The sequence below is a fragment of the Sorangium sp. So ce362 genome (assembly GCF_051519845.1).
Classification (GTDB): domain Bacteria; phylum Myxococcota_A; class Polyangia; order Polyangiales; family Polyangiaceae; genus Sorangium.
Window position 1 is genome coordinate 3,686,981 of the sequence record NZ_CP150332.1, and the last position, 25,739, is coordinate 3,712,719.

20 protein-coding genes are annotated in these 25,739 nt (G+C 72.1%); 14 read left to right on the forward strand and 6 right to left on the reverse strand.

Translation table 11 applies throughout. The features are described 5' to 3' along the window. Nucleotides 1-73: 73 nt before the first annotated feature. Nucleotides 74-1,714 (reverse strand): serine/threonine-protein kinase, encoded by a 1,641-nt coding sequence (locus WMF17_RS14520; protein WP_437650024.1) that lies wholly within the window; start codon nucleotides 1,712-1,714, stop codon nucleotides 74-76. Nucleotides 1,715-1,938: 224 nt separating this feature from the next. Here WMF17_RS14520 and WMF17_RS14525 point away from each other — a divergent pair, with 224 nt between their 5' ends. From WMF17_RS14525 to WMF17_RS14555, 7 genes are all read left to right on the forward strand, one after another. Next, entirely contained in the window at nucleotides 1,939-2,781 is an 843-nt protein-coding gene (locus tag WMF17_RS14525) for an SIR2 family NAD-dependent protein deacylase (RefSeq protein WP_437602642.1), read from the forward strand. 12 nt (nucleotides 2,782-2,793) lie between these two features. Continuing rightward, a complete protein-coding gene (locus tag WMF17_RS14530) occupies nucleotides 2,794-3,336 on the forward strand; it encodes a non-canonical purine NTP pyrophosphatase (protein ID WP_437602643.1) in 543 nt (180 codons plus the stop codon). Between the two features lie 186 nt (nucleotides 3,337-3,522). Continuing rightward, complete coding sequence (locus tag WMF17_RS14535; RefSeq protein WP_437602644.1) at nucleotides 3,523-4,560, forward strand: aldo/keto reductase; 1,038 nt, start codon at nucleotides 3,523-3,525, stop codon at nucleotides 4,558-4,560. A 47-nt stretch (nucleotides 4,561-4,607) separates the two neighbouring features. Beyond that, nucleotides 4,608-5,303: an HAD-IB family phosphatase gene (locus tag WMF17_RS14540; RefSeq protein ID WP_437602645.1), complete on the forward strand. Its 696-nt coding sequence runs from the start codon at nucleotides 4,608-4,610 to the stop codon at nucleotides 5,301-5,303. A 580-nt stretch (nucleotides 5,304-5,883) separates the two neighbouring features. After that, complete coding sequence (locus WMF17_RS14545; protein ID WP_437602646.1) at nucleotides 5,884-8,412, forward strand: penicillin acylase family protein; 2,529 nt, start codon at nucleotides 5,884-5,886, stop codon at nucleotides 8,410-8,412. Between the two features lie 395 nt (nucleotides 8,413-8,807). Continuing rightward, nucleotides 8,808-9,692, forward strand: coding sequence for a PP2C family protein-serine/threonine phosphatase (locus WMF17_RS14550; protein ID WP_437602647.1), 885 nt, complete (start codon nucleotides 8,808-8,810; stop codon nucleotides 9,690-9,692). Between the two features lie 172 nt (nucleotides 9,693-9,864). Beyond that, nucleotides 9,865-10,680, forward strand: a complete 816-nt coding sequence (locus WMF17_RS14555; protein ID WP_437650026.1) for a Cof-type HAD-IIB family hydrolase — start codon at nucleotides 9,865-9,867, stop codon at nucleotides 10,678-10,680. 47 nt (nucleotides 10,681-10,727) lie between these two features. Here the strand turns inward: WMF17_RS14555 and WMF17_RS14560 are convergent, their stop codons facing one another. Next, nucleotides 10,728-11,204, reverse strand: a complete 477-nt coding sequence (locus tag WMF17_RS14560) for a pyridoxamine 5'-phosphate oxidase family protein (RefSeq protein ID WP_437602649.1) — start codon at nucleotides 11,202-11,204, stop codon at nucleotides 10,728-10,730. A gap of 366 nt (nucleotides 11,205-11,570) precedes the next feature. Here WMF17_RS14560 and WMF17_RS14565 point away from each other — a divergent pair, with 366 nt between their 5' ends. Then, complete coding sequence (locus tag WMF17_RS14565) at nucleotides 11,571-12,464, forward strand: sensor histidine kinase (RefSeq protein WP_437602650.1); 894 nt, start codon at nucleotides 11,571-11,573, stop codon at nucleotides 12,462-12,464. Nucleotides 12,465-12,485: 21 nt separating this feature from the next. On the opposite strand, the gene hisH is transcribed toward WMF17_RS14565, so the two are convergent. Together hisH and hisB are read right to left on the reverse strand one after the other, a co-directional pair. Continuing rightward, a complete protein-coding gene (hisH, locus tag WMF17_RS14570; RefSeq protein ID WP_437602651.1) occupies nucleotides 12,486-13,157 on the reverse strand; it encodes an imidazole glycerol phosphate synthase subunit HisH in 672 nt (223 codons plus the stop codon). A gap of 3 nt (nucleotides 13,158-13,160) precedes the next feature. Then, nucleotides 13,161-13,748 carry an imidazoleglycerol-phosphate dehydratase HisB gene (gene hisB, locus WMF17_RS14575; RefSeq protein ID WP_437602652.1) on the reverse strand — a complete coding sequence of 196 codons (588 nt, stop codon included), beginning with the start codon at nucleotides 13,746-13,748 and terminating at the stop codon, nucleotides 13,161-13,163. 270 nt (nucleotides 13,749-14,018) lie between these two features. Here hisB and WMF17_RS14580 point away from each other — a divergent pair, with 270 nt between their 5' ends. The 3 genes from WMF17_RS14580 to WMF17_RS14590 are packed head-to-tail and all read left to right on the forward strand — an operon-like array spanning nucleotide 14,019 to nucleotide 17,637. Further along, nucleotides 14,019-15,638: a serine/threonine-protein kinase gene (locus tag WMF17_RS14580; protein WP_437650028.1), complete on the forward strand. Its 1,620-nt coding sequence runs from the start codon at nucleotides 14,019-14,021 to the stop codon at nucleotides 15,636-15,638. After that, nucleotides 15,635-16,738, forward strand: coding sequence for a PEGA domain-containing protein (locus WMF17_RS14585; protein WP_437602654.1), 1,104 nt, complete (start codon nucleotides 15,635-15,637; stop codon nucleotides 16,736-16,738). Before WMF17_RS14580 ends, WMF17_RS14585 begins: the two co-directional genes overlap by 4 nt. Then, a complete protein-coding gene (locus WMF17_RS14590) occupies nucleotides 16,735-17,637 on the forward strand; it encodes a hypothetical protein (protein WP_437650029.1) in 903 nt (300 codons plus the stop codon). The genes WMF17_RS14585 and WMF17_RS14590 overlap by 4 nt, the downstream gene beginning before the upstream one ends. A 208-nt stretch (nucleotides 17,638-17,845) precedes the next feature. Here WMF17_RS14590 and WMF17_RS14595 read toward each other — a convergent pair whose 3' ends face one another. Both WMF17_RS14595 and WMF17_RS14600 read right to left on the reverse strand, forming a co-directional pair. Continuing rightward, the gene (locus WMF17_RS14595) at nucleotides 17,846-19,813 is read right to left on the reverse strand and encodes a thrombospondin type 3 repeat-containing protein (protein ID WP_437650031.1); all 1,968 of its coding nucleotides are present in this window, start codon (nucleotides 19,811-19,813) and stop codon (nucleotides 17,846-17,848) included. A gap of 89 nt (nucleotides 19,814-19,902) precedes the next feature. Further along, complete coding sequence (locus tag WMF17_RS14600) at nucleotides 19,903-21,645, reverse strand: OmpA family protein (RefSeq protein ID WP_437650033.1); 1,743 nt, start codon at nucleotides 21,643-21,645, stop codon at nucleotides 19,903-19,905. Nucleotides 21,646-21,796: 151 nt separating this feature from the next. Here WMF17_RS14600 and WMF17_RS14605 point away from each other — a divergent pair, with 151 nt between their 5' ends. From WMF17_RS14605 to WMF17_RS14615, 3 genes are all read left to right on the forward strand, one after another. Further along, nucleotides 21,797-22,801, forward strand: coding sequence for a PEGA domain-containing protein (locus tag WMF17_RS14605; protein WP_437650034.1), 1,005 nt, complete (start codon nucleotides 21,797-21,799; stop codon nucleotides 22,799-22,801). Beyond that, nucleotides 22,801-24,762 carry a hypothetical protein gene (locus tag WMF17_RS14610; protein ID WP_437650036.1) on the forward strand — a complete coding sequence of 654 codons (1,962 nt, stop codon included), beginning with the start codon at nucleotides 22,801-22,803 and terminating at the stop codon, nucleotides 24,760-24,762. Before WMF17_RS14605 ends, WMF17_RS14610 begins: the two co-directional genes overlap by 1 nt. 109 nt (nucleotides 24,763-24,871) lie before the next feature. Continuing rightward, entirely contained in the window at nucleotides 24,872-25,717 is an 846-nt protein-coding gene (locus tag WMF17_RS14615) for a hypothetical protein (protein ID WP_437602660.1), read from the forward strand. The last annotated feature ends 22 nt before the right edge of the window (nucleotides 25,718-25,739 follow it).

Here is a 25,739-nt window from a genome sequence, read left to right on the forward strand (position 1 = left end):
CTGGCGCATCCACAGGGCGAGAGGTCGGCCGGCGTGGGCGAGGAGAGGGCCGGCATCGCGGCGGACATGGATCTCAATCCCGTCCGAGCAAGGGGACCTTGGGGCGCGTCGAGGAGCCCCGTCGCTCGCTCGAGGCTGGCCTCGGTGGAGCGCTCGCCGGCCGGCGCGGGGCTGGGCCCGCGACGGCGCTCGCGCTGGCGCTGGGGGTCGCGGCGTCGGGCGCCGCCGCGGAGGGCTCTGCCGCCGCCGCGGAGGGCTCTGCCGCCGCCGAGGGCACTACCGCCGCCGAGGGCTCTGCCGCCGCCGGGGGCTCTGCCGCCGCCGGCGGCGTTGCGCTCGGCGCAGGGGTGACGACGGCGCCCGCCGTGCCGGCGTCCTGCGCAGCGGCCTCCGGCGACGCGGCCACCGCCGGCTCGGCCCCGGCGCGGATCAGGAGCCAGCTCCCCGCGGCGCTCAGCGCCCCGAGCCCGACGACGACCGCCGCGGCGACGAGCGGCGTCCGGCTCGGCCTTGCAGGGACGAGCGCCCCTGCGGGGATGGAGGTCATCGAGGTCTCCGTCATGGTCGCCGCGAGCGGCACGCCCGGCGAGCGGGCCGGGTGATCCGGACCGAGCGGGGCGACGCTCGTCATCGCGGGCGTCATCAGCACGGGCGCCGTCATGCCGGGCGCTGGCATCCCGTGCGCGGCCGTCCCGTGCGCCGTCATGCCGGGCGCCGTCGAGGTGGGCGTCATCGTCCCGGGCGTCGGCGTCGCGAGCGCCGTCATGGGGGCGCTCGCCAGGGACCAGGGCGGAGCGCTCGGGTGGGGCAGAGGTCCGCTGCTGGCCGCGGCGAAGCCGAGCACCTCGGAGAGCGCCTGCGCCGCCTCGCTCGCGGTGCGGAACCGCGCCGCCGGGTCGACGGCCGCGACCCGGGCGAACCACGCATCGAAGCTCTGCGGCAGCAGCACCCGGTGCCCCATCGCCCGCTGCACCGGCGCCTCCTGCGGCCCGTGGACGACCACCAGCGCGAACGCGATCACGTCGCCGGCGCTGAGCGCCTCCGGGCTCCAGTACGGCGTCCCCACGAGCAGCGTGTACGCGATCATCCCGAGCGCGTAGATGTCGACGGCGCTGGTGAGCTTCGTGTCGACGCGGAACTGCTCGGGCGCCATGTAGAGCGGCGTCCCGAGGCTCCGCGTGACGCCGGCCGCGTTCCCCCCCTCGGCGAGCAGCTTCGCCACGCCGAAATCGAGGATCTTCATGCGGGGCGTCCCGTCGTCCCGCTGGGTCACGAACAGGTTCTCGGGCTTCAGGTCCCGGTGGATGATGGATGCGGCGTGGGTCCGGTCGAGGGCCGACCCGGTCTGCTGGAGGTACGTCGAGACCTCGCCGGGCGGCAGCCTGCCGATGCGCTTGAGGCGCTGGCCGAGCTCCTCGCCGCGGAGCAGCTCCATCACCAGGAACGGCATCCCGGTCGCCTCGTCGATGCCCGCGTCGAAGACGTCGACGATGTACTCGCTCTCGATGTCCGCCGTGATCTGCGCCTCGCGCTTGAAGCGGCCGCGCATCTCCTCGCTCTGGAAGAGATACGCGTGCATCACCTTCAGCGCCCGGCGGCGGTTGGTCTCGATGTGCACCGCCTCGTAGACGGACCCCATCGCGCCGACGGCGAGGAGGCGCACCACGCGATAGCGGTTCGCAAAGACCGTTCCGTCCGCGAGCGTGGCCGACACGGCGGGAGGGTCGCGCGCGGCGGCGGTCGCGTCAAGGATTCAGGGACCAGCGAAGGGCACCTCGGGCGAGCGTCTCGCCCGACCCGCCGGACGCTGTCGCTCCCGTCCCGAGCATCGTGGCCGAGCGCGGCCATGGGCGAGGGGCCCGGCGGCGGGGCGAAGCGTCCTGGCCGAGCGGGCGCCGGTTGCGTGAGGTCGACGGGCGGATACCATCGCTCGCGACGATGGCTGTGCTGACGCTCGAGCAAGCGGCGGTCCCGCTCCGGCAGGCGTACCGGGAAGGACGCCTCATTCCTTTTCTGGGCGCAGGCTTCTCCGCCCCGCTCCAGCTGCCCATGTGGAAGGAGCTGGTCGGGTGGATGGGCGAGGCGCTCGGCTTCGAGCCTGCGCTCTTCGAGCTGCACGGCCTGCCCCCGCAGCTCGCCGGCTTCTTCGCCCGGGAGTGCACGGGCGGCCTCGACAGCTTCATCGCCGAGATGCGCGCGCGCTTCCACGCGCGCGCGGTCGACGAGCGCCGCAAGGGCTCGTGCCAGCACAAGGCGCTGGCGCGCCGCCACTTTCCGACCATCTACACGACAAACTTCGAGCACCATATCGAGGAGGCGCTCCGGGACGCGGGCAAGCAGGCCGTGGCGCTCTCCACGTTCGACGACTTCGCGCGGTGCCCGGCCCAGGGGGCATGCCATGTCATCAAGTTTCATGGCGACCTCGACCGGCCCGAGACGGTGGTGCTGACCGAAGCCCAGTATTTCAGCCGCCTGAGGCTCGAGGCCGCGCCCGATCAGCGCCTCCGGGCCGATCTGCTCAGCAACAGCTTTCTCTTCCTCGGCTACAGCTTCGGCGACGTCGACATCCGCTACATCTGGTATCGCATGGAGCAGATGCGCATCGAGGGCCGCTCGCCCGGCGCGCAGCGAGCGCCGAACCGCCGCGGCTACTGGGCGACCTTCGGCGCCGGGCTTGTCCAGCCGGCGCTGCTCGAGGCCTGGCACGTCGACGTCATCGAGCTCGACCCCAACGACAAGACGCAGAGCGTGGTGGCGCTGCTCGATGCGCTGGACGGGTGAGGGGCGCGGGTCATGGTCTATTTCGTCTGCTCGAACGAGCACAAGCTCGAGGACATGGTCCATGGTTGGAAGGACGGGCCGACGCCGCTTCGGGTCCTGCGGCTCGAGGTGCCCGAGGTCCTCTCCTCGGATCTCGACGTCGTCGTGCGGGAGAAGGCCCTCGCCGCCTACCGGCTGGCGCTCGTGCCGCTCTTCGTCGAGCACGGCGGGCTGTTCATCGAGCACCTGAACGGCTTCCCGGGCCCGCTCGTGAAGCCGTTCTGGGAGCGGCTGCAGGACCGGATCTGCTGCCTCATTCCCCCGGGGCTGTCTCGCGCCGCGCGGGTCGTCCAGAAGGTCTGTTACTGCGACGGCCGGACGCTCCGCGTCTACACGGGCAGCATCCTCGGGGAGATCGCCCGCGAGCGGCGGGGCGACGAGGGCACCCACTGGGAGCCGATGTTCATCCCGGCCGGGCAGACGCGGACGCTCGGGCAAATGCCCCGCGAGGAGCGGCTCCGCTGCTCCGCGAGCGCGGAGGCCCTGCATGCGTTCCGGAGCGACATCGGGCTGTGATCGGCGCCGGCGCGCGCCCCGCCTCGCGACCGCGCCGTCCGCGCGTCGCGATGGGGCTTGACTTCCGGATCGCCCTGGAGTTCCTGACCGTGCACGACCGCGGCAAAGGGGCAAGAGCCTGGTGTCCGGCGACCCTCTCCCCTGCGTCGAAGGTTATCCCCATTGGGCACAGCGCGGAGGAGATACATGGATTTCAGGCTGCTTGGCGGGTCAGGGTTCAAGGTGCCGGTGCTGAGTCTCGGGACGGGGACGTTCGGCGGAGGCAACGAGTTCTTCCAGGGCTGGGGCTCGAGCGACGTGGCGGAGGCGACCCGGCTGGTCGACGTCTCGCTCGAGGCCGGGATGAACATGTTCGACACGGCCGACATCTACTCCGACGGCCTAGCCGAGGAGATCCTCGGCCAGGCGATCAAGGGCCGGCGCGACCGGGTCATCGTCTCCACGAAGGCGACCTTCCGCCTGGGCTCGGGCCCGAACGACGTCGGCTCCTCGCGGCATCACCTGATCCGGTCGGTCGAGGGGAGCCTGCGCCGGATGCAGACGGACTACATCGACCTCTTTCAGCTCCACGGCTTCGACGCGCTCACGCCGATCGAGGAGACCCTCGGCGCGCTCGACGACCTCGTGCGGGCGGGGAAGATTCGCTATCTCGGCTGCTCGAACTTCTCCGGCTGGCACCTGATGAAGTCGCTCGCCGTCTCGGAGAAATACGGTCTTTCCCGGTACGTGGCGCACCAGGCGTACTATTCGCTCATCGGGCGCGATTACGAGTGGGAGCTGATGCCGCTCGCGCTCGATCAGAAGGTCGGCGCCGTGGTCTGGAGCCCGCTGGGCTGGGGGCGCCTCACCGGCAAGGTCCGGCGCGGACAGTCGTTGCCGGAGGTCAGCCGGCTCCGGAACAAGCTGTCTGTCGAGGGCGGGCCGCCGGTGGACGACGAGTACCTCTATCGCGTTGTCGACGCGCTCGCCGAGGTGGCGAAGGAGACGGGCAAGACTGTCCCGCAGATCGCGATCAACTGGCTGCTGCAGCGACCGAGCGTCGCGAACGTGATCATCGGCGCCCGGAACGAGGAGCAGCTTCGACAGAACCTCGGGTCCGTCGGGTGGACCCTGGCGCCGGAGCAGATCGCGAAGCTGGACGCCGCGAGCAAGACCAGGCTGGCGTATCCCTACTTTCACCAGACCGGGTTCGCCGAGCGAAACCCGTTCCCCGTCGCGATCTGACCGTCGGCGCTGGCGGGACGGCGTGAAGGGGTGCAGAATCGTCGGTCGTGCTCATCCTCAGCGACTTCGACGGGACCATCACCTGCGCCGACCTGACGAACCAGATCTGGGACGCTCACCTCCGCTATGACTGGCGGCAGGCGCTGCTCACGCCTTCTGCCAGCGGCGAGATCACGCCGTTCGAGCTCCTCCGGCGCGGCTATGCGGATGTGGATCGCGCGGCGGACGAGCTCCTGGCCGAGCTCCGTCCCCACGCCGGGCTGCGCCCGGGCTTCGAGGAGCTGCTGTCGCTGTGTGCCCGCCGGGGGTGGGTGTTTCACGTGGTCAGCCACGGGCTACCGTTCTACATCCGCGAGTTCCTGCCCCCGGGCACCGCGTTTTCTTGCTTCGATGCCGTCTTCGACGGGCGCTGGCGCGTGACCGTGCCGGCGGCGGTGCCGCTCGGTCCGGGGGACGACTTCAAGATCCGCGTCCTCGACCAGCTGAAGGCGGCGACCGGCGAGACCGTCGCGGTCTACATCGGCGACGGGCGGCTGGACTATCCCGCGGCGCGGTGCTGCGACCGCGTGTTCGCGGTGCGGGGCAGCGCCCTCGACGCGCTCTGCGGGCGCGACGGGATCCCGTGCACGCCGTTCGACAGCTTCACCGAGGTCTGTGCGGCGCTCGACGGTGGCGGCGCCCGCGGCGGCGAGCGCCCCCCGGGCGCGGCCGATGCCGGAGGGCGATCTCCCGGACGCGGGTGACGCGAGCTCGCCCGGTCTCTCTCTCGATGTCTTCGCCGGGGCCCGAAGGGTCCTGACGGGGAGATCAGCGCTCTGACTAGATGCCTGGACGTCTGGACGCCTGGACGCCTGGACGCCTGACCACCCGACCACCCGACCGTCGGAATCCAGCTCAGGCCCCGCGCCGCGTGGCGCGCATGTCAGCTGAGTGCTAGGTTGCTGCTTTTACGGGCAGTCCGTGCGCCGCCCGTGTGCAGCCAGGCAAACCAGATCGCTTGAGAGGGCGTCTGTGATCGCCGGTGTACAGCATGGCTGTATAAGAGACGCAGATGACGAATAACTTGACTTCCGAGCTGCATTGGTTAGTTCCTATCCGCTTATCTCGTGCGTATGAAAGCAACGTAGGAGGCGCGCCCGTTCGTCTTGTCCGCTGCTTGTCAGCGATCACTCTGCAATTCGCCTGGTTTGTTTCGGGCGGCATTTTGTACTGACAGTCGCGCGCCGCGCACTCCCATGGGACGCGGCCGCGACTCGGGGTGAGCGTGGCGCACGTGACCTGCAAATTGCGGCCCTGCGAGAGGGCCAGCAGAAGGAGATCGGCATGATCAAGCGAATGACCGGCGTGGCATTCCTGCTGTCTGCTGCCGCGTGCAGCGTGGCCCAGGATGAACAGGTGTTGACAGAGCAAACCGCGGCGAAGGAAACCGCGGTTCAGATCGGTGGGCTCGACGCGGCGTACATCCGCGTGGACGATCGGGGGATGTCGCACGTCACCGCGTGGGACGAGAAGGCAGGTTATGCCGGCCTTTGCTATGCGATGGCGCGCGACCGGCTCTTCCAGATGGACGTGCTGCGCCGGAGCGCTCAGGGGCGCCTCGCGGAGATCTACGGGCCCGGGGACGACGACAGCATTCTCGGCCAGGATCTCCTCGTCCGCGCGCAGGACCTGCCCGCGTTCGCGGCGGCGCGCTATGCAGCGGCGGCCACGCGGACGAAGCGCGTGTTGCAGGGATGCGCCGAGGGCGTGAACAAGTACATCTCCGTGGCCAAGACATCGAGCGGCGGCCTGCCGATCGAGTTCCAGACCCTCGGCTATGAGCCGGCTCCTTGGACGCCCCAGGACAGCGTCCTGGCCTACATCTATGTGGGTGTCACGTTCGACACCCTGACGTGGTTCACCAAGCTGGAGCGCGCGGCGGTGGCCTCCATCGCGGGCACGGAGGTCGCGACGACGCTGATCAAGGAGGCTGCGGACGGGGTGTCGATGTTCGACGCGCAGGGCAACCTGAATCCGGTCTCGCAGTTCCTCGTGCCGCCCGGCCCGACCGCGCCGGTCGCGACCATCGTCGACCCGCCGCCGCCGTCTTGCCTCGAGGGGTCGCGTCAGCTCTCGCAGCAGCTCCTGCGAATGACGCCTGCGAGCGGACGCGCGAGCAATGCGTGGGCCGTCGACGGGCACCTCACCTCGACCGGAAAGCCCCTCCTCGCGACCGATCCGCACTTCCCCCACGCGACCCCGTCCGCCGTCTACATGGCCCAGCTCAAGGTGAGCGGTCAGTACAACGTGGCGGGCTGGATGATGCCCGGGTTCCCCGGGTTCATCAGCGGCCACACCGAGCACATCGCCTGGGTGCCGACGTATTCGCTCTTCGACAGCGTCGATCTGTACGTGGAGACGCTCCGCGCGGCGAGCGGAGGAGGCGAGGAGGTGCTCATCAACGGCCAGTGGAAGCCGGTCAAGAGGCGCGTCGAGACCATCCGCGTGAAGGGGCAGCCGGATGTGCAGCGGACGTTCCGCTCGACGCCCCACGGGCCGGTCCTCAACGACGGCCTGGATGGGCTGGAGGCGTTCGGCACCCTCGCGCTCAAGTCGACCGCGGGGCAATCTCAGTGGAAGGTCGACGGCTTCTTCGAGATGCCGGCGGCGCAGAGCTGGCCGCAGTTCAAGGCGGCGGCGCTGAAGCAGAGCATCGGCTGGAACTTCATCTTCGCGGACTACACGGGCGCCCACGGCCACATCGGCTACCAGAACTCGGGTCTCGCGCCGCAGCGTGAGAGCCCGCTGAACGCGCTCTATCCGGTGCCGGGGACGGGTGGACACGAGTGGACCGGGTACGCTACGAACGCCGAGCTGCCCTCGGTCTACGATCCGCCGTCGCATATCCTGGTGACGGCGAACAACCGGATGGTCCCGCGCAGCTACGCGCCGCAGGGGCGGACGGTGCACCTCGCCAACTATTGGGACATGCCCTGGCGCGCTCAGCGGATCATGACCCGGTTGACCACGGCGACGCAGCCGCTCACGCCGCAGGACATGGCGTCGATCCAGCTCGACACGCAGACCACGATCGGACTGCCGCTGCGCGACAGCTACCTGGCTGCGCTCGGGCGCGTCGGGCTGCCCGGGGACGATCCGAGCGCCCTCGCGGCGGTGGAGGCCCTGCAACAGTGGGATGGAAATGCGGCGGCGAGCAGCCGCGGCGCGGCCGTCTACGAGATGCTCACCTTGATCCTGTTGCGCAACACGGTGAGGGGCGTGATCGGTCCCGATGAGTACGCGTACTTCGCGTCCAACGTGTTCCTCACGAATCAGCTGAACGGATTGATGGACGTGCTCGAGAACCCGCGCGCGCCCTATTTCGGCATCAGCGAGGGCGTGGATCCGGGGGTCGCCCGGGATGAGGCCGTGCGCACGGCGCTCGGCGAGGCGGACGCGATGCTCCGCGGGGCCCTGGGGTCGGACGTGAGCGCGTGGACCTGGGGCGGGATCCACGAGCTGACCTACAACCATCCGCTCGCGGGCGAGGACCCGCGCTTCGACATCGGCACCTTCCCGGCGACCGGCGACGTGGAGACGGTGAACATCGGCGGGTGGTTCGGGAAGGTCGGGATCCTGGCGCTCCCGCCTGGCGAGTTCGAGGACGCAGGCGGAGTGCGAGCCGCGCTCGATCAGGACTCGCTCAGCGCGACGCGGCTGATCTGGAACCTCGCGCCGCTCGACGGCTCGCTCGGGGTGATGAGCACGGGCATCAGCGGGGATCCGCGGACGTCCCATTACGCGGATCATGCCGAGGCGTGGAGGGCGGGGCAGATCTTCCCGATGCCGTTCACGTCCGCAGCGATCCCCTGAGTCGACCGCCGCTGACGGCCGACCTGACTGCGACTCACCGACCCTGACCGCGACTCGCCACCCGCCGCCGCCCGCCACCGACCGCCACCCGCCGCGCGGACCTCAACGTGAGTCGAGGACCCGCCCCGAGGCGGACTGCCGGCAGCCGACAGGTCAACCCGGGGCACACCGCTGCCCACCGAACCCGCGTCAGCCCCCGCCGATCAGGTCGCCAGGTCCTGCTTGACGTGGCCCGCCGTCGTACCAGACGAGCAGCGATGGCGGCGATCCGCGACGCGCCCCCGGCATACGGGAACTCCAAGCGACATGAGATGTATTCGGTATTACGGTTTGTGCGCTCCCGCCCTGTCTAAAGGTCGGTTCATGGGTGGAAACAACGAAACAGGAGACATCACATGACAGCAACGACACGGGGAGCCGGGGACATCACGGTGAGAGCTTGCGGGATCACCGACCTGGGGCGGGTTCGCGAGAACAACGAGGACACGCTCCTCATCGCGCACCTCTCATCGGTCGCCAAGACCGCGCCGCCTGCCCAAGCGGTTACCTTTGAAGCCTCCTACCCCGTCCTGCTCGCCGTCTCCGACGGCATGGGCGGCGCGGCGGCCGGCGAGGTCGCGAGCGCCCTGGTCGTGGAGGCGCTTCGACGGGCGATGGCCACGGCGCGCGGCAACTGGGACGAAGCGACCCTCCTGGCTGTACAGCGAGCCAATCGCGAGGTGTGGCAAGCCTCGCAGCAGCCGGGCCGCCAGGGCATGGGAGCGACGCTCACCGCGATATGCGTGCACGGGATCGAGGCGCACGTCGCCGAGGTGGGCGACTCGCGCGCCTACCTGATTCGCAACGGACAGATCCTCCAGATCACGCACGATCAGAGCTTCGTGCAGGCGCTCATCGACGCAGGGATGATTCAACCTGAGGAGGCCGAGCAGCACCCGATGAGGAGCATGCTGCTCCAGGCGATGGGGCTCGATCCCGACGTCAAGGCCAGCGTCGCCCGGCTCGAGCTGCGGCGCGACGATCGCCTCCTGCTCTGCTCGGATGGACTCTCGAACAAGCTCTCGGCCGGCGACATGCTCGCCGTGATCGAGAGGGGCCCGTCGATCGAGGCCGCATGCCAGAGGCTCGTCGCGCTGGCGAGCGAGCGCGGCGGGGAGGACAACATCACCGCCATCGTCGCCGAGCTGCATGGAGAAGGGCTCACGCCGCCGAGGAGCGGCGAGAAGGTGGCCCAGACGCTTCACACGGTCACCGAGTTCAATCCGAGAGAGAAGGCCTGACGTCGAGCCACGCCGGCTCCGCCGAGCTCCCAGCTCAGAGCCCCGGTCCACCCGCGCGCGCCTCACCGCGGAGCTCGTCATCTCTCCACCGCGCGCGGCGAACGACCTCCGGAGAGCTCGGGCGCGTGCGCTCGGCTGTGGTACTGGCGAGAGGAAGGACAGGAGAGCGCGCATGGTGCCAGGAAGCTTTCGCGGCGTTGCCTTCGATCTGGACGGGACCCTGCTGCGGTCCGACCATTCGGTCTCACCCGAGGCGCGATCGCTGTGCTCGGCGTTGACGGGGAGGGGGCTCCTGCTCACGCTGATCAGCTCGCGCCCCCCTCGCTCCGTGGAGCAGATCGCCGACAGCCTGGAGCTGCAAGGCCCGTGGGCGGCGCTGAACGGCGCCTTCGTCTTCAGCTCCGGCAGGAGAATCCTCGACCGCTCGCCCCTGCCGGAGGGCACCGTCGAGCAGATCCTGGCGCGCTATGGACGGGACGAGCGGGTCAGCCTGAACCTCTACGCCGGCTTCGACTGGATCGTTCAGGCAGCGGACCGGCGCGTCAGGGCCGAGGCCGACATCGTCGGCTTCGCGCCCACGGTCGATGCCGGCTTCGCGAGCCGCCCCGTGACCGAGAAGCTCCTGATGATCACCGACGAAGGGCACTGCGATAACGCTCGGCTCGCGGAGGAGCTCGCGGCGCTCGACGACGGCATCGCGGTAGCGCGTTCGAAGGACAACTACATCGAGGTGACGCGCAGCCGGATAGACAAGGGGCGCGCGCTCGCGTTCATCGCCGAGAGGCGAGGGCTGTCCGCGCGGGAGATGGTCGCTGTCGGCGACGGCGAGAACGACATTCCCATGCTGAAGGCCTGCGGTCTTCCGATCGCGATGGGTCACGGCCCGCAGGCGCTCAAGCAGGTGGCCGAGCTGGTCGTCGGCAGCAACGACGACAGCTCCCTCACCGACGCGCTCAGCCGCATCTTCGGGGCGGCTCCGGCGCGCTAGATCGGGCGGACGCGCGGGAGAGCCGGCCGCTGCGGCAGGCGCGGCGCTCAGATGTGCTTCGGCGGATTCAGCTTGTCGTTCGCCGGCTTTCTCTGAACGAGCGCCTTGGCCTTCTCGTACAGGATCCGGAGCCGCCCGCCCTCGGGCTCCCAGTACTCGGCGCGCTCCACGATCAGCCTCAGGATCGCGGCGTGAGGGTGAGCGGGGCCGTCCGGCAGCCACGCCTTCCACGAGGGCTTCCAGAGGCTCCGGATCTTCTCCTCGTTCCTGTCGATCGTCGCGCGCGCCGAGATCGAGATGTACGCCCGATCCCGCGGCCGGTAGCAGCAGACCGCCACCTGCTGCTCCCGGGCGATCTCGCCGGTCTTCGCCGTCTCCTCCTGCGTCACGAACCAGAGATCGCAGTCCATCAGCTCGGCCGGCTCCTGGATCTCCATCGGCCGACCCCGCATCAGCCCCTCCGGGGTCATGGTGACGAGCATGGCCGTCTCGAACTCCCTGAGCAGCGCGTGCAGCTCACCCATGGATCCGCGGGCCTGAGCCCTGGCTCCTGGCTCTCCACTCTGGTGTTGCTCTCCGCTCTGGTGTTGCATGCGGACAAAGCTGCTCCGCGGGCCCTGGCCCGCAAGCAAGGGCGCGCCCGGACCCGCCTGCGCCGCGGCCCGGCGGCGCTCCGGAGCCGCCCGAAGCGCCGCGCTCGGCCTGACCGTCCAGGCGGCTCACGCCGTGAGGTTTTGCGCAGTTGGCAGCGCGGTGCGACGCCGCGACGCGCGTCCGCCCGGCAGAAGTGGCCCTGTTCTGCCGCCGGAAGTGCCGATCCGCGAACAGCCGTGAGCGGCACGAACCATGCTTTGCGTGATCGTGACCGAACTCCGCCAGCAGGCTCTGCCATGACCGCGCTTTGCGACAACCTCGACGACCGCGTCCCCACCGTGCCGATCCGGGAAGACACCGCCCGGCTCCGGGAGGACTTCCTCGTGCTCGCCGCGCACGAGATCAGGACGCCTGTCACCTCGCTCCTCCTGCAGCTCCAGCTGACGAAGCGGATGAGCGAACGGGAGCCGGAGAACACCCCGGCGTGGGCGGCGGCGATGCTGGCCGTCTTCGACCGGCAGCTCGGCCGGCTCGCCAGGCTGTGCGACGACATGCTCCAGGTCCGGCGCGCCGATCCGGCCCGGCGCGCGCCGGCCCGCGAGCTGGTCGATCTCGTCGTGCTCGTCCGCGATGTGGTGGCGGCGGCGGTCTCGCATCGGCCGGCCGCGCGCGGCGCCATCGCGGTCGCGGCCGAGGGCGCGGTGATCGGCCGCTGGGACCGGTCCCAGATCGAGCGCATGGCGTTCCACTTGATCAAGAACGCGATCACCTTCGGTGAGGGCAAGCCGATCTCGATCGAGGTGCGCGCGACGCGCGCGCGGGCGCGGCTCATCGTGCGCGATCACGGCATGGGGATCGCGAGGGAGGACCAGGAGCGGATCTTCGCGCGATTCGAGCGGGCGGTCCCGGATCGCTTCGGCGGCCTGGGGCTCGGCCTCTACATCGCGCACGCCGCGGCGCGCGCGCACGGCGGGGCGATCCGCGTGGAGAGCGAGCTCGGCCGGGGCGCGGTGTTCGTCGTCGATCTCCCCCTCGCGCCGCGGTCACCGGAGCGCGAGGGGCGCGCGGGCCGAGCGCACCCCTCACGGCGCGGCCTTGCCCGGCGGCCGTCCGAGCTGCCCCTGAGCGCGCACCTCAAGCTCGCGCACGTCAAGCACCTGTACCACCGGGCGCAGCGCCCGCACCCGTGACAGGCCAGCGCCGCGGTCGGCTCACCCGTTCAGGAAGCGGACGAGCAGGCGCAGGCCCGTCTCCTGGCTCTTCTCGGGGTGGAACTGCGTCGCGGTCACGTTGTCCCGCTCGATCGCCGCCGTGATCCGGTGCGGGCCGTGCTCCGTCGTCGCCGCCACCAGCGCCGGGTCGAGCGGGACGGCGTGGTAGCTGTGGACGAAGTAGACGAACGGGCGCTCGCCAGCGAACACGCCGAGCGGGCCCTCCACGTCGCGCGTGATCGCGATGCGGTTCCACCCCATGTGGGGGATCTTGATCCCGGCCCAGGGCTCGCCGGCCGCCGCCTCGGCCGCGCCCGGCTCCGGCGTGAGGCGCTTGACGATGCCGGGGAACACGCCGAGCCCCCGCGCGCCCGCCGCCTCCTCGCTCGAGTCGAAGAGGGCCTGCATGCCGAGGCAGATGCCGAGGTACGGCGCCCCCTTCCGGATCTGCTCGCGCAGCGCCTCGCCGATGCCGCTCTGCAGCGCGGCCGCGCAGTCGCGGAAGGCGCCCTGGCCTGGCACCACCACCTTGTCGGCCCGCGCGATGACCTCCGGATCGCCCGTGCGCGTGACCGCGCACGGCTCGCCGGCGTCCCCGGCGGCCTGGAGGAGCGCCCGCTCCACGGAGCGCAGGTTGCCCATCCCGAAGTCGACGAGCGCGATCGATTGCATGGCTCAGAGGCTCCCCTTGGTGGACGGAATGCCGGCGACGCGGGGCTCGATGCGGGTCGCCTTCATCAGCGCCTTGGCGAACGATTTGAAGCAGATCTCGACGATGTGGTGCAGGTTGTCCCCCTCGATGAGGCGGACGTGCAGGTTCGCGCCGACGCCGCGCGCGAAGCCCTCGAAGAACACGGGGGCGAGCTCGACGTCCCACGTGCCGAGCTTCGCCTTGGGCAGCGGCACGCGCCAGACGAAGTACGGCCTGCCGGAGAGGTCCAGCGCGCACTGCGCGAGCGCCTCGTCCATGGGGAGCGTCGCCTCGCCGTAGCGCGCGATGCCCGCCTTGTCGCCGAGCGCCTGCTGCACGGCCGTGCCCAGGGTGATGCCGCAGTCCTCGGTGGTGTGGTGGCCATCGATCTCGATGTCGCCCTCGGCGTGGATGGTGAGGTCAAACAGGCCGTGGCGGGCGATCTGATCGAGCATGTGCGTGAGGAAGGGGAGCGGCGTCCTGATCGACGAGCGGCCCTGGCCGTCGAGATCGATCTCGATGCGGATGTCCGTCTCGCGCGTCTTGCGCTCGACTTTGGCGATGCGGGGCATGGCGCGTAGGGTAGTCGCCCCGGGCGACGATGGGGAGCACCACGGATGAGCCGGCCGCCCGGCTTGCCCCGCCCCGCCTCGGTCCAGCGCACGGCCGGCAGCACGGCGACCGAGCGTGGCGGGCGGCCTCTGGCGTGGCCTGACGTGGCCTGACGTGGCCTGAACGGCCGAGGCGAGGCCTTGGACGAAAGCGGTGGATGGAATAAGGTGGCCCTCTGGATAACGTGGCGGTGGTGGCGCCCTGAAGGCCGCACCAACGCAGGAGTGTCCGTGAGCGCACCGGTTGCCGAAGGTCAAGTTCTGTCGGGGAAATACCGGGTCGAGCGCATCCTCGGGCAAGGGGGCATGGGCGTCGTCGTCGCCGCCTTGCACGAGCAGCTCCACCAGCGGGTCGCCATCAAGATGCTCCACCCCGGCGCCAACGCCGAGATGGTGGAGCGCTTCGTGCGCGAGGCGCGCGCGGCGGTGCGCCTGAAGAGCGAGCACGTCGCGCGCGTGCTCGACGTCGGGACGCTCGAGACCGGCGCGCCGTTCATGGTGATGGAGTACCTGGAGGGGAGCGACCTGCAGGAGACGCTGCGGCAGCGCGGCCCGCTCGAGCTGGAGGAGGCCGTGGGCTACGTGCTCGAGGCCTGCGAGGCCATCGCCGAAGCGCACGCGGCCGGCATCATCCACCGCGATCTCAAGCCGGCGAACCTCTTCCTCACGCGCGGAGCGGACGGCAGCGGCATGGTGAAGGTGCTCGATTTCGGCATCTCCAAGGCGCTCGCCGAGTCGTCCGCGGCCGGGGCCGAGCCCGAGCTCGGGCTGACGAAGACGGCGATGGTGCTCGGCTCGCCGCTCTACATGGCGCCGGAGCAGATGCGCTCGGCGCGCTCGGTGGACGCGCGCGCGGACATCTGGTCGCTCGGCGCCATCCTTTATCAGCTGCTCACGGCGCGGGTGCCCTTCGACGCGACCTCGCTGTCCGAGCTCATCCTGATGATCAACACCGAGGCGCCGCCGTCCCCGAGCACCTTCCGGCGCGACCTGCCGCCGGGCCTGGAGGCGGCGATCCTGCACTGCCTCGAGAGGGACGTCGCGAAGCGCTTCAAGTCCGTCGCCGAGCTTGCGGGCGCCATCGTCGATTTCGGCCCTCCGCTCGCGCTGGCGTCGCTGGAGCGGATCGAGCGGACGCTGGGGCTCGTGCCCGCGGTCAGCTGGCGCGACCGGGCGAGCTCGGCGCGCGATCGGATGAGCGTTCCCCCCTGGCCGACGACGCAGGAGCGCGTGAGCGGCGTGCCCGCGGCGACGGCGCAGGGGCGGTCCAGCGCGCCGCCCGCCGGCGCGACGTCAGGCGCCGCGGTCGGCCACACGGCCGGCCCGGTGGGCTCGGCTCCCGGCTGGACGGCCACGAGCCCCGCGTCGGCTGGCCGCAGGCGGAGCGGCGTGGTGCTAGCGATTGCCGGGGTGGGCGTCGCGGCGGTGATCGGCGGGGTCCTGCGCTTCGTCACGTTCCGGGGCGACGCGGGGGATCCTGTGATCGATCCGCTGGCCGCGACCACCTCCGCCGAGCCACCGCCGCCCGCGACGACGTCCGTGCCGCCCCCGCCGGTCCCTCCACCGGAGGTCTCCGCCGTGGCCACGGTCGCCACCCCGGCGCCGACGACGACCGCGGTGGCGACAACGGCGCCGGCGCCGTCGTCGAGCGCCCGGACACCGACGACGGCGACCGCGAAGGCGCCCACGACGTCCACCCCCCCGGCGCCTCGACCGAGGGCCTCCGCGGTGCCTTCGGCCCCACCGGCCTCGACAGCGGCGCCCTCGGCCGCGTCGACCACGACCGCGTCACAGGGGAACGACAGCCCCAGCATCTTCGATGTGCTGAACGACAAAGGTAAGCCCAGATGAATTGGCCTGGAAGCGAACGACTCCCGCCGCGGAGCCGCAAGAGCGCGCGCGTCTGTGCCGCGCTCGCGCTCGGCGGCGCCGTGCTGGCGGGGCTAGCGCCCGCCGCGGCCCAGCCTGCGCCGGCCGCCGGCGCGCCCGCCGCGGCCCAGCCTGCGCCGGCCGCCGGCGCGCCCGCCGCGAGCGCTCCTGCTGCCCAGGGGCCGCTGTCCGAGACCCTCACGGGGGAGGCCAAGGCCGAGTATGAGGCCGCGCGGATCCTCTTCAACGACGGCGACTACCGCAACGCCATCATCAAGTTCGAGCGCGCCCACGAGCTCTCCCGCGACCCGCGGCTGCTCTGGAACGTCGCCCTCTGCCAGAAGAACCTCAAGCGCTACGCGCGCCTGCTCGGAACGGTCGAGAAGCTCCTCCAGGAGGCCGGCCCGCAGCTCACGGAGCAGGATCGCAAGGACGCGGCGGCGCTCATCGAGGCGACGAAGGCCTACGTGAGCCGCCTCGACCTCCAGGTCAGCGAGGCGGGCGCAGCCGTCTTCGTCGACGGCGAGGAGGTCGGCCGGACCCCGCTGCGCGAGCCCGTGCTGCTCGACGTCGGCACCCGGAAGATCCGGGTGACCAAGAAGGGCTTCAAGGACGTCGAGGTCTCCCAGCCGGTGGCGGGCGGCGACGTGGTCACGGTGAAGGCCACGCTCGAGCGGGAGGTCCACCAGGGGCGGCTCATCGTCGCGGCGCCGCCGAACGCCGTCATCTCCATCGACGGCCGCGTGGTCGGTCGCGGCAGCTACGACGGGCCGGTGCCGAGCGGCGGCCACGCGCTCCGCGTCACGGCGTCCGACATGGTGTCGCACCAGTCCGAGGTCATGATCCACGATAACCAGACACGCCGCGTGCAGGTCTCGCTGGTGCCGAAGCCCAAGGAAAGCAACATCGAGCGCTGGATCTGGATCGGCGGCGGCGCGGCCGTGCTCACGGGCGCGCTCCTGGTCGGCCTGGGCGTCTTCGCAGCGGAGCCGCCGGTCGACGGCAACCTGTCGCCCGGCTCGGTCGCCCTGTCCGCGCGGGGCGGCGCCTCGTTCGCGATCCCCTTCGGAGGAGGCCGATGATCCGCGGCCGCCGGTTGGTCCTCGCCGCGCTCCTCGCGCTCGCGTGCGGGGGGTGTTCTTCGCCGGACGAGATCGTCGTCGCCATCTCGACGGATCTCGCCCTTCCCAAGGACTTCGACGTCCTTCAGGTCCAGGTGTTCAAGAGCGGCGGAGGCGGGTTCAATCAAGCCTACCTGCGGCTTGGCGAGTCCGATGCCGACGCGCAGCTCCCGGCGACAATCGGGTTCTACTCCTCGGACAGCGGGGGTGAATCCATCCGGATCAGGGTCAGCGCGCGCGTCAAGGACGCGCTTGGCTCGGTGCGCATCGTGCGTGAGGCGGTCACGACGATCCCGAAGAATCGCGTCGCGTTGCTCTCCCTACCGCTCGACTTTCTCTGCGACGGCTCAGGGGAGAGCGCGGGGAACGACGTCGAGAACACGCTCTGCGGCGACGAGCAGACCTGCGTCGCGGGGGCGTGCGTGTCGAACAAGGTCGACTCGAGCACGCTGCCTGACTATTCGTACGGCGACGTCTACGGCGGCGGGAGCGGGGACTGCTTCGACGTGACGGCCTGCTTCCAGAAGGCAACGGCGGCGGAGGTCGACGCGGCGGCTTGCACGATCGCGGGCGACGGCGGGGCTCCACGGAACGTGGCGCTGGAGACCGTCGGTGGCGACGGCATATGCGACGGCGAGGGCGACGACCACCGTTGCCTGGTGGCGCTCGACGCCGCCAGCGACGACGGCTTTCGGGTGGAGGAAGACGGGCGCATCCAGCTGCCGCCGGAGGTGTGCAAGCAGATGGCGAGCGGCAAGATCGCGGCCGTGTTGACGGCGCCGGCGACGGACTGCGCCCAGAAGACCTCGGGGCTGCCGACGTGCGGGCCGTGGCTCGCGTCGGGGTCGGAGGAGCCCTGACGAAGGGCACATCGCTGCCGGGATCGCGCCCGGCAGCGTCAGCATCGAGGGCGAACGCTCGTCTTCGCGCTCCCGCCCCGCCAGCGCATCACCGCGGCTAGGTGGGCGAGCCGCGCGACGGCGGCGATGGGCGAGCCGCGCGACGGCGGCGATGGGCGGGCCGCGCGGCGGCGGCGATGGGCGGGCCGCGCGACGGCGGCGCGGTGGATCACCCCCGCCGTCGCCGCCACCCGGCGAGGAGCGCCGCAGCGGCGAGCCACACCGCAGCCGAGATCGCCGACGCGTCGGCGCGCACCGCGAGGCCGCAGCCGTTGCCGTGCGCCCGCGGCTCGCCGCCACCGGGCCGGGAAGCCGCGCCGCCGACGCCAGCGCCGCCGCCGCCGTTGTCACCGCCGCCGACGCCAGCGCCGCCGGCACCCGCATCGCCGCCAGCGCCGCCGCCGCCGTTGTCACCGCCGCCCCCGCCAGCGCCGCCCCCGCTGCTGGCATCGTCGGGCACGCAGCCGCCGGCCACGCAGGTGCCGCCGGGGCAGCGGGCGCCCTCGTTCGGGAACAGCGCGCACTCGCCGTAGCTTGGATGGCACTGCGCGGAGGTGCAGGCGTTCCCGGAGGGCGCGCACGCGAGCGGCTCGCCGCCCCTGCAGATACCGTCGTCGCAAGCATCGGCCAGGGTGCAGGGGTTGCCGTCGTCGCAGGGCGTGCCGTCGGGCTTCGGCGGCGCGTCGCAGTCGCACGCGTCGCCCACGCCGTCGCTGTTCTCGTCCTCCTGCCCGCTGTTCGACACGACCGGGCAGTTGTCGGCGCCGTCGAGCGCGCCGTCGTTGTCGTCGTCGTCATCGCACCGGTCACCCTGGCCGTCGCCGTCGGTGTCGCTCTGGCTCGGGTTCGCCGACAGTGGGCAGTTGTCGGCGCCGTCGGGCACGCCGTCGTTGTCATCGTCGCCGTCGCACGCATCCCCGTCGCCGTCGCCGTCGATGTCGGCCTGGTCGGGGTTGGGGGTCGAGAGGCAATTGTCTGCGCCGTCCTCCACACCGTCGTCATCCCTGTCGAGCGCGCTCGCGTCGCAGGCGTCGCCTGCGCCGTCGCCGTCGATGTCGGCCTGATCGGGGTTGGGGACGAGAGGGCAGTTGTCGGCGCCGTCGAGCGCGCCGTCGTTGTCGTCGTCGTCGTCGCACGCGTCGCCCAGTCCGTCGTTGTCCGTGTCGGTCTGGTCGGAGTTCGGCACCGACGGGCAATTGTCGGCCTTGTCGCCCAAGGCGTCGTTGTCGTCGTCGTCGTCGCACGCGTCGCCCAGTCCGTCATTGTCCGTGTCGGTCTGGTCGGAGTTCGGCACCGACGGGCAGTTGTCGCCGTCGTCGTTCGCGCCGTCGCCGTCAGCGTCGCCGTTGAGGTCCCAGTTGACCACGCTGGCCTGTTCGGCCGCCGTCATCCCGAGCAGCGCCCTCGCCGGGAGGGCATCGAGGCGGATCGCGGTCGCGTGCGCGTCGGCCTGGCTCGCGTGCTGCCCGCCGAAGTGCATGAGGATCCGCGTCCCCCTGGGCGGCACCGAGAGGGCGAACTCGACCATGGGCCCCTGCGTTGTCGCGCAGTTGTCGGTGGTCATCCCGACGCTCCCCGGCGCGATCGCCGCCGAAGGCCCGTAGAAATTGAAATGGAGGCTCGGATCCGCGCCCGCGTCGACGTCGTCCGTGGCGAGCCACCGGTCCACCGGGGTGAACTCCAGATCTCCGCTGTGCGACTGCGTGATCGTTGTGTCGTTATCGGAGCCGACGTTCGTCTCGATCCGCACGACCGCCGGCAGCTCGGAGGCGGTGGGGTTGTGGAGGATCTCCAGGAACCGCGCCCACCCTTCGTCGGTGGGCACGTACACCTTCCTGGTGACCTCGAGGCGGCCGAGGAGCACCGGCCCGTGGGCGAGCTGCCTCCCGTCCATCTCCGCCACCCGGGTCGAGGGAGGGAACCTCGCCCCGTCCACCCGCAGCATCATGCCGGTGTCGAAGGCGTCGATGGTCCCGTTGTTGACCACCCCGTCCGTCCCGACATCCCACACGAAGGTGAGGCCATCCACGAGCTCCTGAACGAGGCCCGAGGCACCACACTGCGCCGCCGCGCTCCGCGGGGCAGCCACGAGCGCCAGCGTGACGCCGAGCCCTGTGGCCATGACGATTCGCTTCATTCTCTCTCTTCTGCTCCCCGGGTGCGCGTCTCGCGGCACGATCGCGCTCGTCATCGCCGCAGCGCTGCGCGGTTGCCGCCGCCCGCGGATCACTTCGTCTCCAGGACCAGGAGCTCGATCCGCCGGTTTTTCTCCCGCCCGGCCGCGCTCTTGTTGTCCGCGATCGGTTGGCTCGCCCCGTATCCCTTTGCGACCAGCCGCTCGGCCGCGATCCCCTTCTCGACGAGCCACCTGCGCACCGCCTCCGCGCGCGCGGTCGAGAGCGTCTCGTTGAACCGGGCGTTGCCGGCGCCGTCCGTGTGCGCGGAGACCTCGATCTTCACCCACTCCGGGTGCTGCGCGATCACGTCGCGCACCTTGGCGAGCACCGCCTCGCTCTTCGGATCGATCGGCGCCGGATCGTTCTTCAGCACGCGGAACACGACGGGCTCCAGCAGCACGACCCGCTCGCCCTGCACCCGCACCCGCGTCGGGCAGCCGCGCGCGGTCGCGTCCTCGCTCGCCGGGCCCTTCTCGCGCGGGCATGCATCGACGTCGTCCAGCAGGCCGTCGCCGTCCTGATCCGCGGGCTTGCTCGGCGCCGCAGGGGGGCAGCCCGGCCGCGTCGCGCCGCCCGCCGCGTCGCCCTTCTCCGCCGGGCACGCGTCGAGCGCGTCGGGCAGGCCGTCGCCGTCCTGGTCCGCGGGACAGCCGCGCCGCGCCGGATCGCCGCCCCCGCCGCCTGCGGCCGTGTCGGGGCACACGTCGTCCGGATCGGCGACGCCGTCCTCGTCCCGGTCCTCCACGGGGCAGCCGTTTCGCCGCGCGTCGGCGCTGGCCAGCCCGTGCGTGTACGGACACGCGTCCTGGGCGCCGGAGATGCCGTCCGCGTCCGGGTCCGGGTCCGCCGCGCGCACGGGAGGGCGCGCAGGCGGAGCCCACGCCACCGTCCCGATCGCGCGGAACGACGGCGCGCCGATCGCCTCCCCGAGGCCCGGACCGGCGGCCGCCCCGACGACGAGGCCCGCGAGCGGGCGGAGCCGAGCGCCAAGCAGGAGCTCGGCGCTCGTGGTCCTCTCCACCGCGACCCGCTCGCGCGCGGTGAGCGACAGCGAGCCGCCCTGCAGCATCGTCTCGGCGTACACCTCCGGGCCGATCTGCAGCCGCTCGTCCCAGAGGAGCACGGCCGCGCCGCCGCCGTACGCGAGCGTCGACGGGTTCTCGGAGCTCCGCATCACCGCGCCGCCCGCGACGCTCCACACCACCCGCGCGACCCGCCCGCCGAGCAGGAGCTGCGGCGTCACGCGCACCGCGCCCTCGCCGACGTACGCGTCCGAGCTGCCCGTGGGCAGGTGCAGGGCCGCGCTCGTGCCGATCTGGAGCGCGTCGCGCTCGTCGCCGAGCAGCCGGACGCGCACGCCGAGGCGCAGGTCGCCGAGCGCGGGGGACGACGGCGCCTCGGGCGCGCCCGCGTCGGCGGCCGCCGCGGGGCCGTCGCCGCTCTGGGCGAGCGCGAGCGGGAGAGAGGCCGAGACGAGCAGCCGATCCCAGAGCGAGAGCGAGCCGCCGACGTGCAGGTGCGACTGGCCGCCGACGATCACCCGCTCGGGCGAGGCGCCGTCCGAGAGGGTGAGCGGGTCCTCCGCGTGATCGAACAGGACGAGACCGCGCGGAACCAGGTGTCCGCCGATGAACGGCGACGGCACGCCGAAGAGCGGGTCGCCCGGCGGGGTCGGCTCGAACCGGCTCAGCGCGACGGCGCCGGGCCCCTCCGCGCGGGCGGACGATGCGCCCAGGGCGATGCCGAGGAGCGCGCTCGCGAGCGCCGCGCCCACCGTGATGAGGCCTCTCATGGGCGCCGGATGGTATCCTCGCGAGCGCAAGCGGAGCAAAGGCGATTTGTCCGCAACGTTTCCATGTTGCTCGCCCGGCGTGCGCATCGGTTAGCATCGCGCTGAGCGGAGCGCGGCCCTGCGAGCCCTGCCTCCGCCAGAAGGAGCATCGATGCGAGGGAAGCGTCCGGGCCAGTGGGGGTGCGCCATCGTGGCCGCGCTCAGCGTGGGGCTCGCGGCGGGCGCCGCGGCGGCCCAGCCCGCGCCCGCCCAGCCCGCGCCCGCCGCGCCCGCCGCGCCCGCAGACAAGCCGCTCGCGGAGTCGCTGACCGGGATGGCCAGGGCCGAGCACGGGGCGGGCGCCGCGCTGTTCGACGACGGCGACTACGCGGGCGCGCTCGCGCGGTTCGAGCGCGCTTACGAGCTGTCGCGCGATCACCGCCTGCTCTGGAAGACCGCGCTCTGCCAGAAGAACCTGCGGCGCTACGCGAAGATGCTCGCGACGCTGCGCCGGATGGAGGCGGAGGCGGGCGCCGCGCTGTCGGCCCGCGACAAGCAGGACATCGCCGACCTGATCCAGGCCGCCGGGGCGTTCGTGTCGCGCCTCGAGATCGTGGCCAGCGAGCCGGGGGCCACGGTGTTCGTGGACGACGAGCCGGTCGGGACGACGCCGCTCGCGGCGCCGGTGCCGATCGACATCGGCGAGCGCCGCATCCGCGTGTCGAAGCCCGGCTTCGTCGATTTCGTCCGCCGGGAGAAGGTGGTCGGCGGCGGCAGCATCGCCCTCGTGGCGCGGCTCGACCGGGCGGTGCACCGGGGTCGGCTCGTGGTCGCCGCGGGACGGGACGACCTCATCGCGATCGACGGCAAGGTGGCGGGCAAGGGCCGCTGGGAGGGCTCGGTGGCGAGCGGGACCCACGCGCTGCGCGTGACGGCGCCCGGGATGACGCCGCACGAGGTGCAGGTCCTGGTCCGCGACGAGGAGCTCCGCCGCATCGACGTCTCGCTGGAGCGCGCTCCGGGGCCGGGCGGCGCGAGCAAGTGGCTCTGGATCGGCGGCGGCGCGGCGATCTTCGCCGGCGCGCTCATCGCCGGCGCGCTGCTCGTCGAGCCGGGGACGCCGGCGGAGCAGGGCAGCCTCGGCACCGTTCCGCTCGGATTTGGAGGGAGACGCTGATGCGCACGAAGCGGACGAGCTCGATGTCGGCGGCGGCGGCGTTCCTCGCGCTCGCGGGGGCGGCGGGGGTCGCGTCCTGCGGCGGGGAGAAGGGGCAGCTCATGGTCGTCTTCCAGACGGACATGTCGCTGCCGAAGGACATCGACACGATCCGGGTCGAGGCGACGCTCGACGGGTCCATCGTCTACGACGAGACCTTCGAGCGGCTCGGGGGCGAGGGCTCGATCCGCCTGCCGGCCACGCTCGGCTTCCTCACCCCCGACGATCCTGCGCAGGCGCTCCGGGTGCGCGTCATCGCGAGCCGCGGCGGCAAGGACGGGGTGCGCCTGCTCCGCGAGGTGCTCACGACGGTGCCCGAGGGCCGCACCGCGACCCTCCACATGCCCATCCAGTTCCTGTGCGACGGCTCGGCCGAGGTCGAGCGCGACGAGCATGGCAACGCGCTGCGCGACGCGCAGGGCAACGTGCTCGTCAAGAACAGCTGTCCCGAGGGCCAGAGCTGCGTCGCCGGCTCGTGCGTGCCGCGCGAGATCGACTCGCGCGCCCTGCCCGTGTTCGAGGCGAAGGCCGTGTTCGGCGGCGGCGACGGCGACAGCGACGGGCTCTGCTTCGACACCGTCCAGTGCTTCGCCGCCGCCACGTCGGCGCCGGTCGATCTGGAGCGGTTCGCCGCGAACCCCGGCGACTGCGTGGCGCACGCGCCGGGCGGCGAGGTGAACGTCGCGCTCCTCACGCAGGGCGGCGGCATCTGCGGCGAGAGCGCGTGCTACGTCCCGCTCGACGCCGAGAGCGACGCGGGCTTCCGGGTCGAGGACGGCAACGTCCTCCGGCTGCCCCCCGAGGTGTGCAAGCGAGCGCAACAGGGCAAGCTCGCGGGGATCGCCATCGCGGACGCAGGCGAGGGGAGGTGCCGCAAGAAGGGCACGGACCTGCCGACGTGCGGCCCGTGGTCGGCGTCGGGTGGAGGGCACTACACGGGGCCTGACGCATCGGCGCCGATCCCGGTCGCGGTCGCGCAGGTCCACCCGGTGTCGCTGCGGGTGACCGCGGGCGGCGTGGCCTGGATCTCCGGCACCACCTTCGACGAGGCCGGCATGGCCCGTGCGGACGGCGAGCTGAAGACCGCGCCGCCGGGCGGCGGCGAGCCGCTGTCCCTCGGCGCGGCGCAGGCCTCGCCGAGGGACCTCGCGATCGACGAGGTGCGGCAGCTCGCCTTCTGGACGAACGCGGGGGACGGCACCCTGATGGCGGCCCCGCTCGCGGGCGGCGAGCCGCGCGTGCTGCTCGCGGATCTGAAGCAGCCCGAGGGGCTCTCGCTCTCCGGCGACGCGCTCACCTGGACCGAGCTCTGGGGAGGCGGCGTCTTCCGTGCGCTGCTGAGCGGCAGCGGCGCCGAGGTCGAGCTCGGCACGCCGGAGGACCTCATGCCGCCCGGCTCGGCGTTCGCGTCCCCGTACCGCGTGGCCAGCGCGGCGGACGCCGTGTGCTGGACCTACCAGGGCACGCTGGGCCAGCAAGACGGCGCGGTGGCGTGCCGCGTGCGAGCGGAGACGCATACGATCGCCGCCGAGCAGCTCACCCCGCGGGAGATCGCGCTCGACGTGGACGCCCAGGGGAACGCGGTGGCGGTCTACTGGGCGAGCTTCGAGGGCGGCAGCGTCTTCCGGGTCGACCTGAGCGGAGAGGCGATCGGCGAGCCCGAGGAGATCGCGTCGGATCAGGGCCAGCTGAACGGCGTCGCGCTCGACGCGGAGCACGTCTACTGGACGCGCCGCGACGAGGGGACGGTCGTGCGCATGCCGAAGGACGGCGGGGAGCAGGAGGTGCTCGCCTCGCAGCAGAAGCGCCCCGGCGACATCGCGCTGGACGAGACGACGGTCTACTGGATCAACGAGGGATCGCCGGATCAGGAGGACGGCACCCCGGTGAAGGACGGGGCCATCCTGAAGCGCGCGAAGTGAGGGTGACCGCGGCCCGCGGGGGCGCGCGCTCGCGCGGCGCGGGGCTCGCGGCGGGCTCGCGCCGCTCGGCGCCTGCGCGCTCGGCGCCGCGTGTGCTATGGCCCGACCCGTGAAGCGCACGGCCCTTCTCCTGTTCACCCTCGCGCTCCCCGCGTGCGGATCGAGCTATGCCCAGCAGGGCCCGAGCGACACGCTCCGGGCGTACGCGCAGGCGCTCCAGGAGGGGCGCGTCGACGCGGCCTACCGGCTGCTCTCGGACGAGGCCAAGCGGTCGATGTCGCTCGAGGCCTTCCGGCGCGCGGTCCGGGACAACCCGGACGACGCGCTCGAGATCGCCCGCGCCATCGCGCGGCCCGCGGCCGATCCGGTGGTGACGGCGACGGTCACCATGCCGAACGGCGAGGAGCTCCTGCTCGTCTTCGAGGGGGGCCGCTGGCGGCTCGACGCGGCGGCGGTCGATCTCTACGGCCAGGCGACGCCCCGGCAGGCGCTGGTGGGGTTCCTGCGGGCGTTCGAGCGAAAGCGCTACGACATCATCATGCGCTACGTTCCCGACGCCGAGAAGGAAGGCCTCGTGGAGCCGGCGGGCGGCGCGCCCGGCGAGGCGGGCGATCTCGGCGAGGCGGGCGCGCTGCGCGGGGAGGGCACGGCGCAGCCCGCTGCCCCCGGAGGCGCGGCGGGGAGCGCGGGCGCTGACGCAGCGCAGAAGCCTGGCGGTCGGCCCGGGACGGTCAGGGGCGCGGCGGGCGCGGCGCAGCTCACCCCCGAGAAGCTGAAGGCCGCCTGGGAGGGGCCGCAGAAGGAGCAGATCAACCGGGTCGTCCAGGCGATCAAGGCGGCGCTGCCGACCGCGACCATCGAGGAGACGGGGGACAGCGCCTCGATGGCGTACGGCGCCGGTGGCACGGTCGCCTTCACGCGCGAGCACGGGGTCTGGAAGATCAAGGACTTCTAGCGGCTCGCCCGCGTCATGGCTT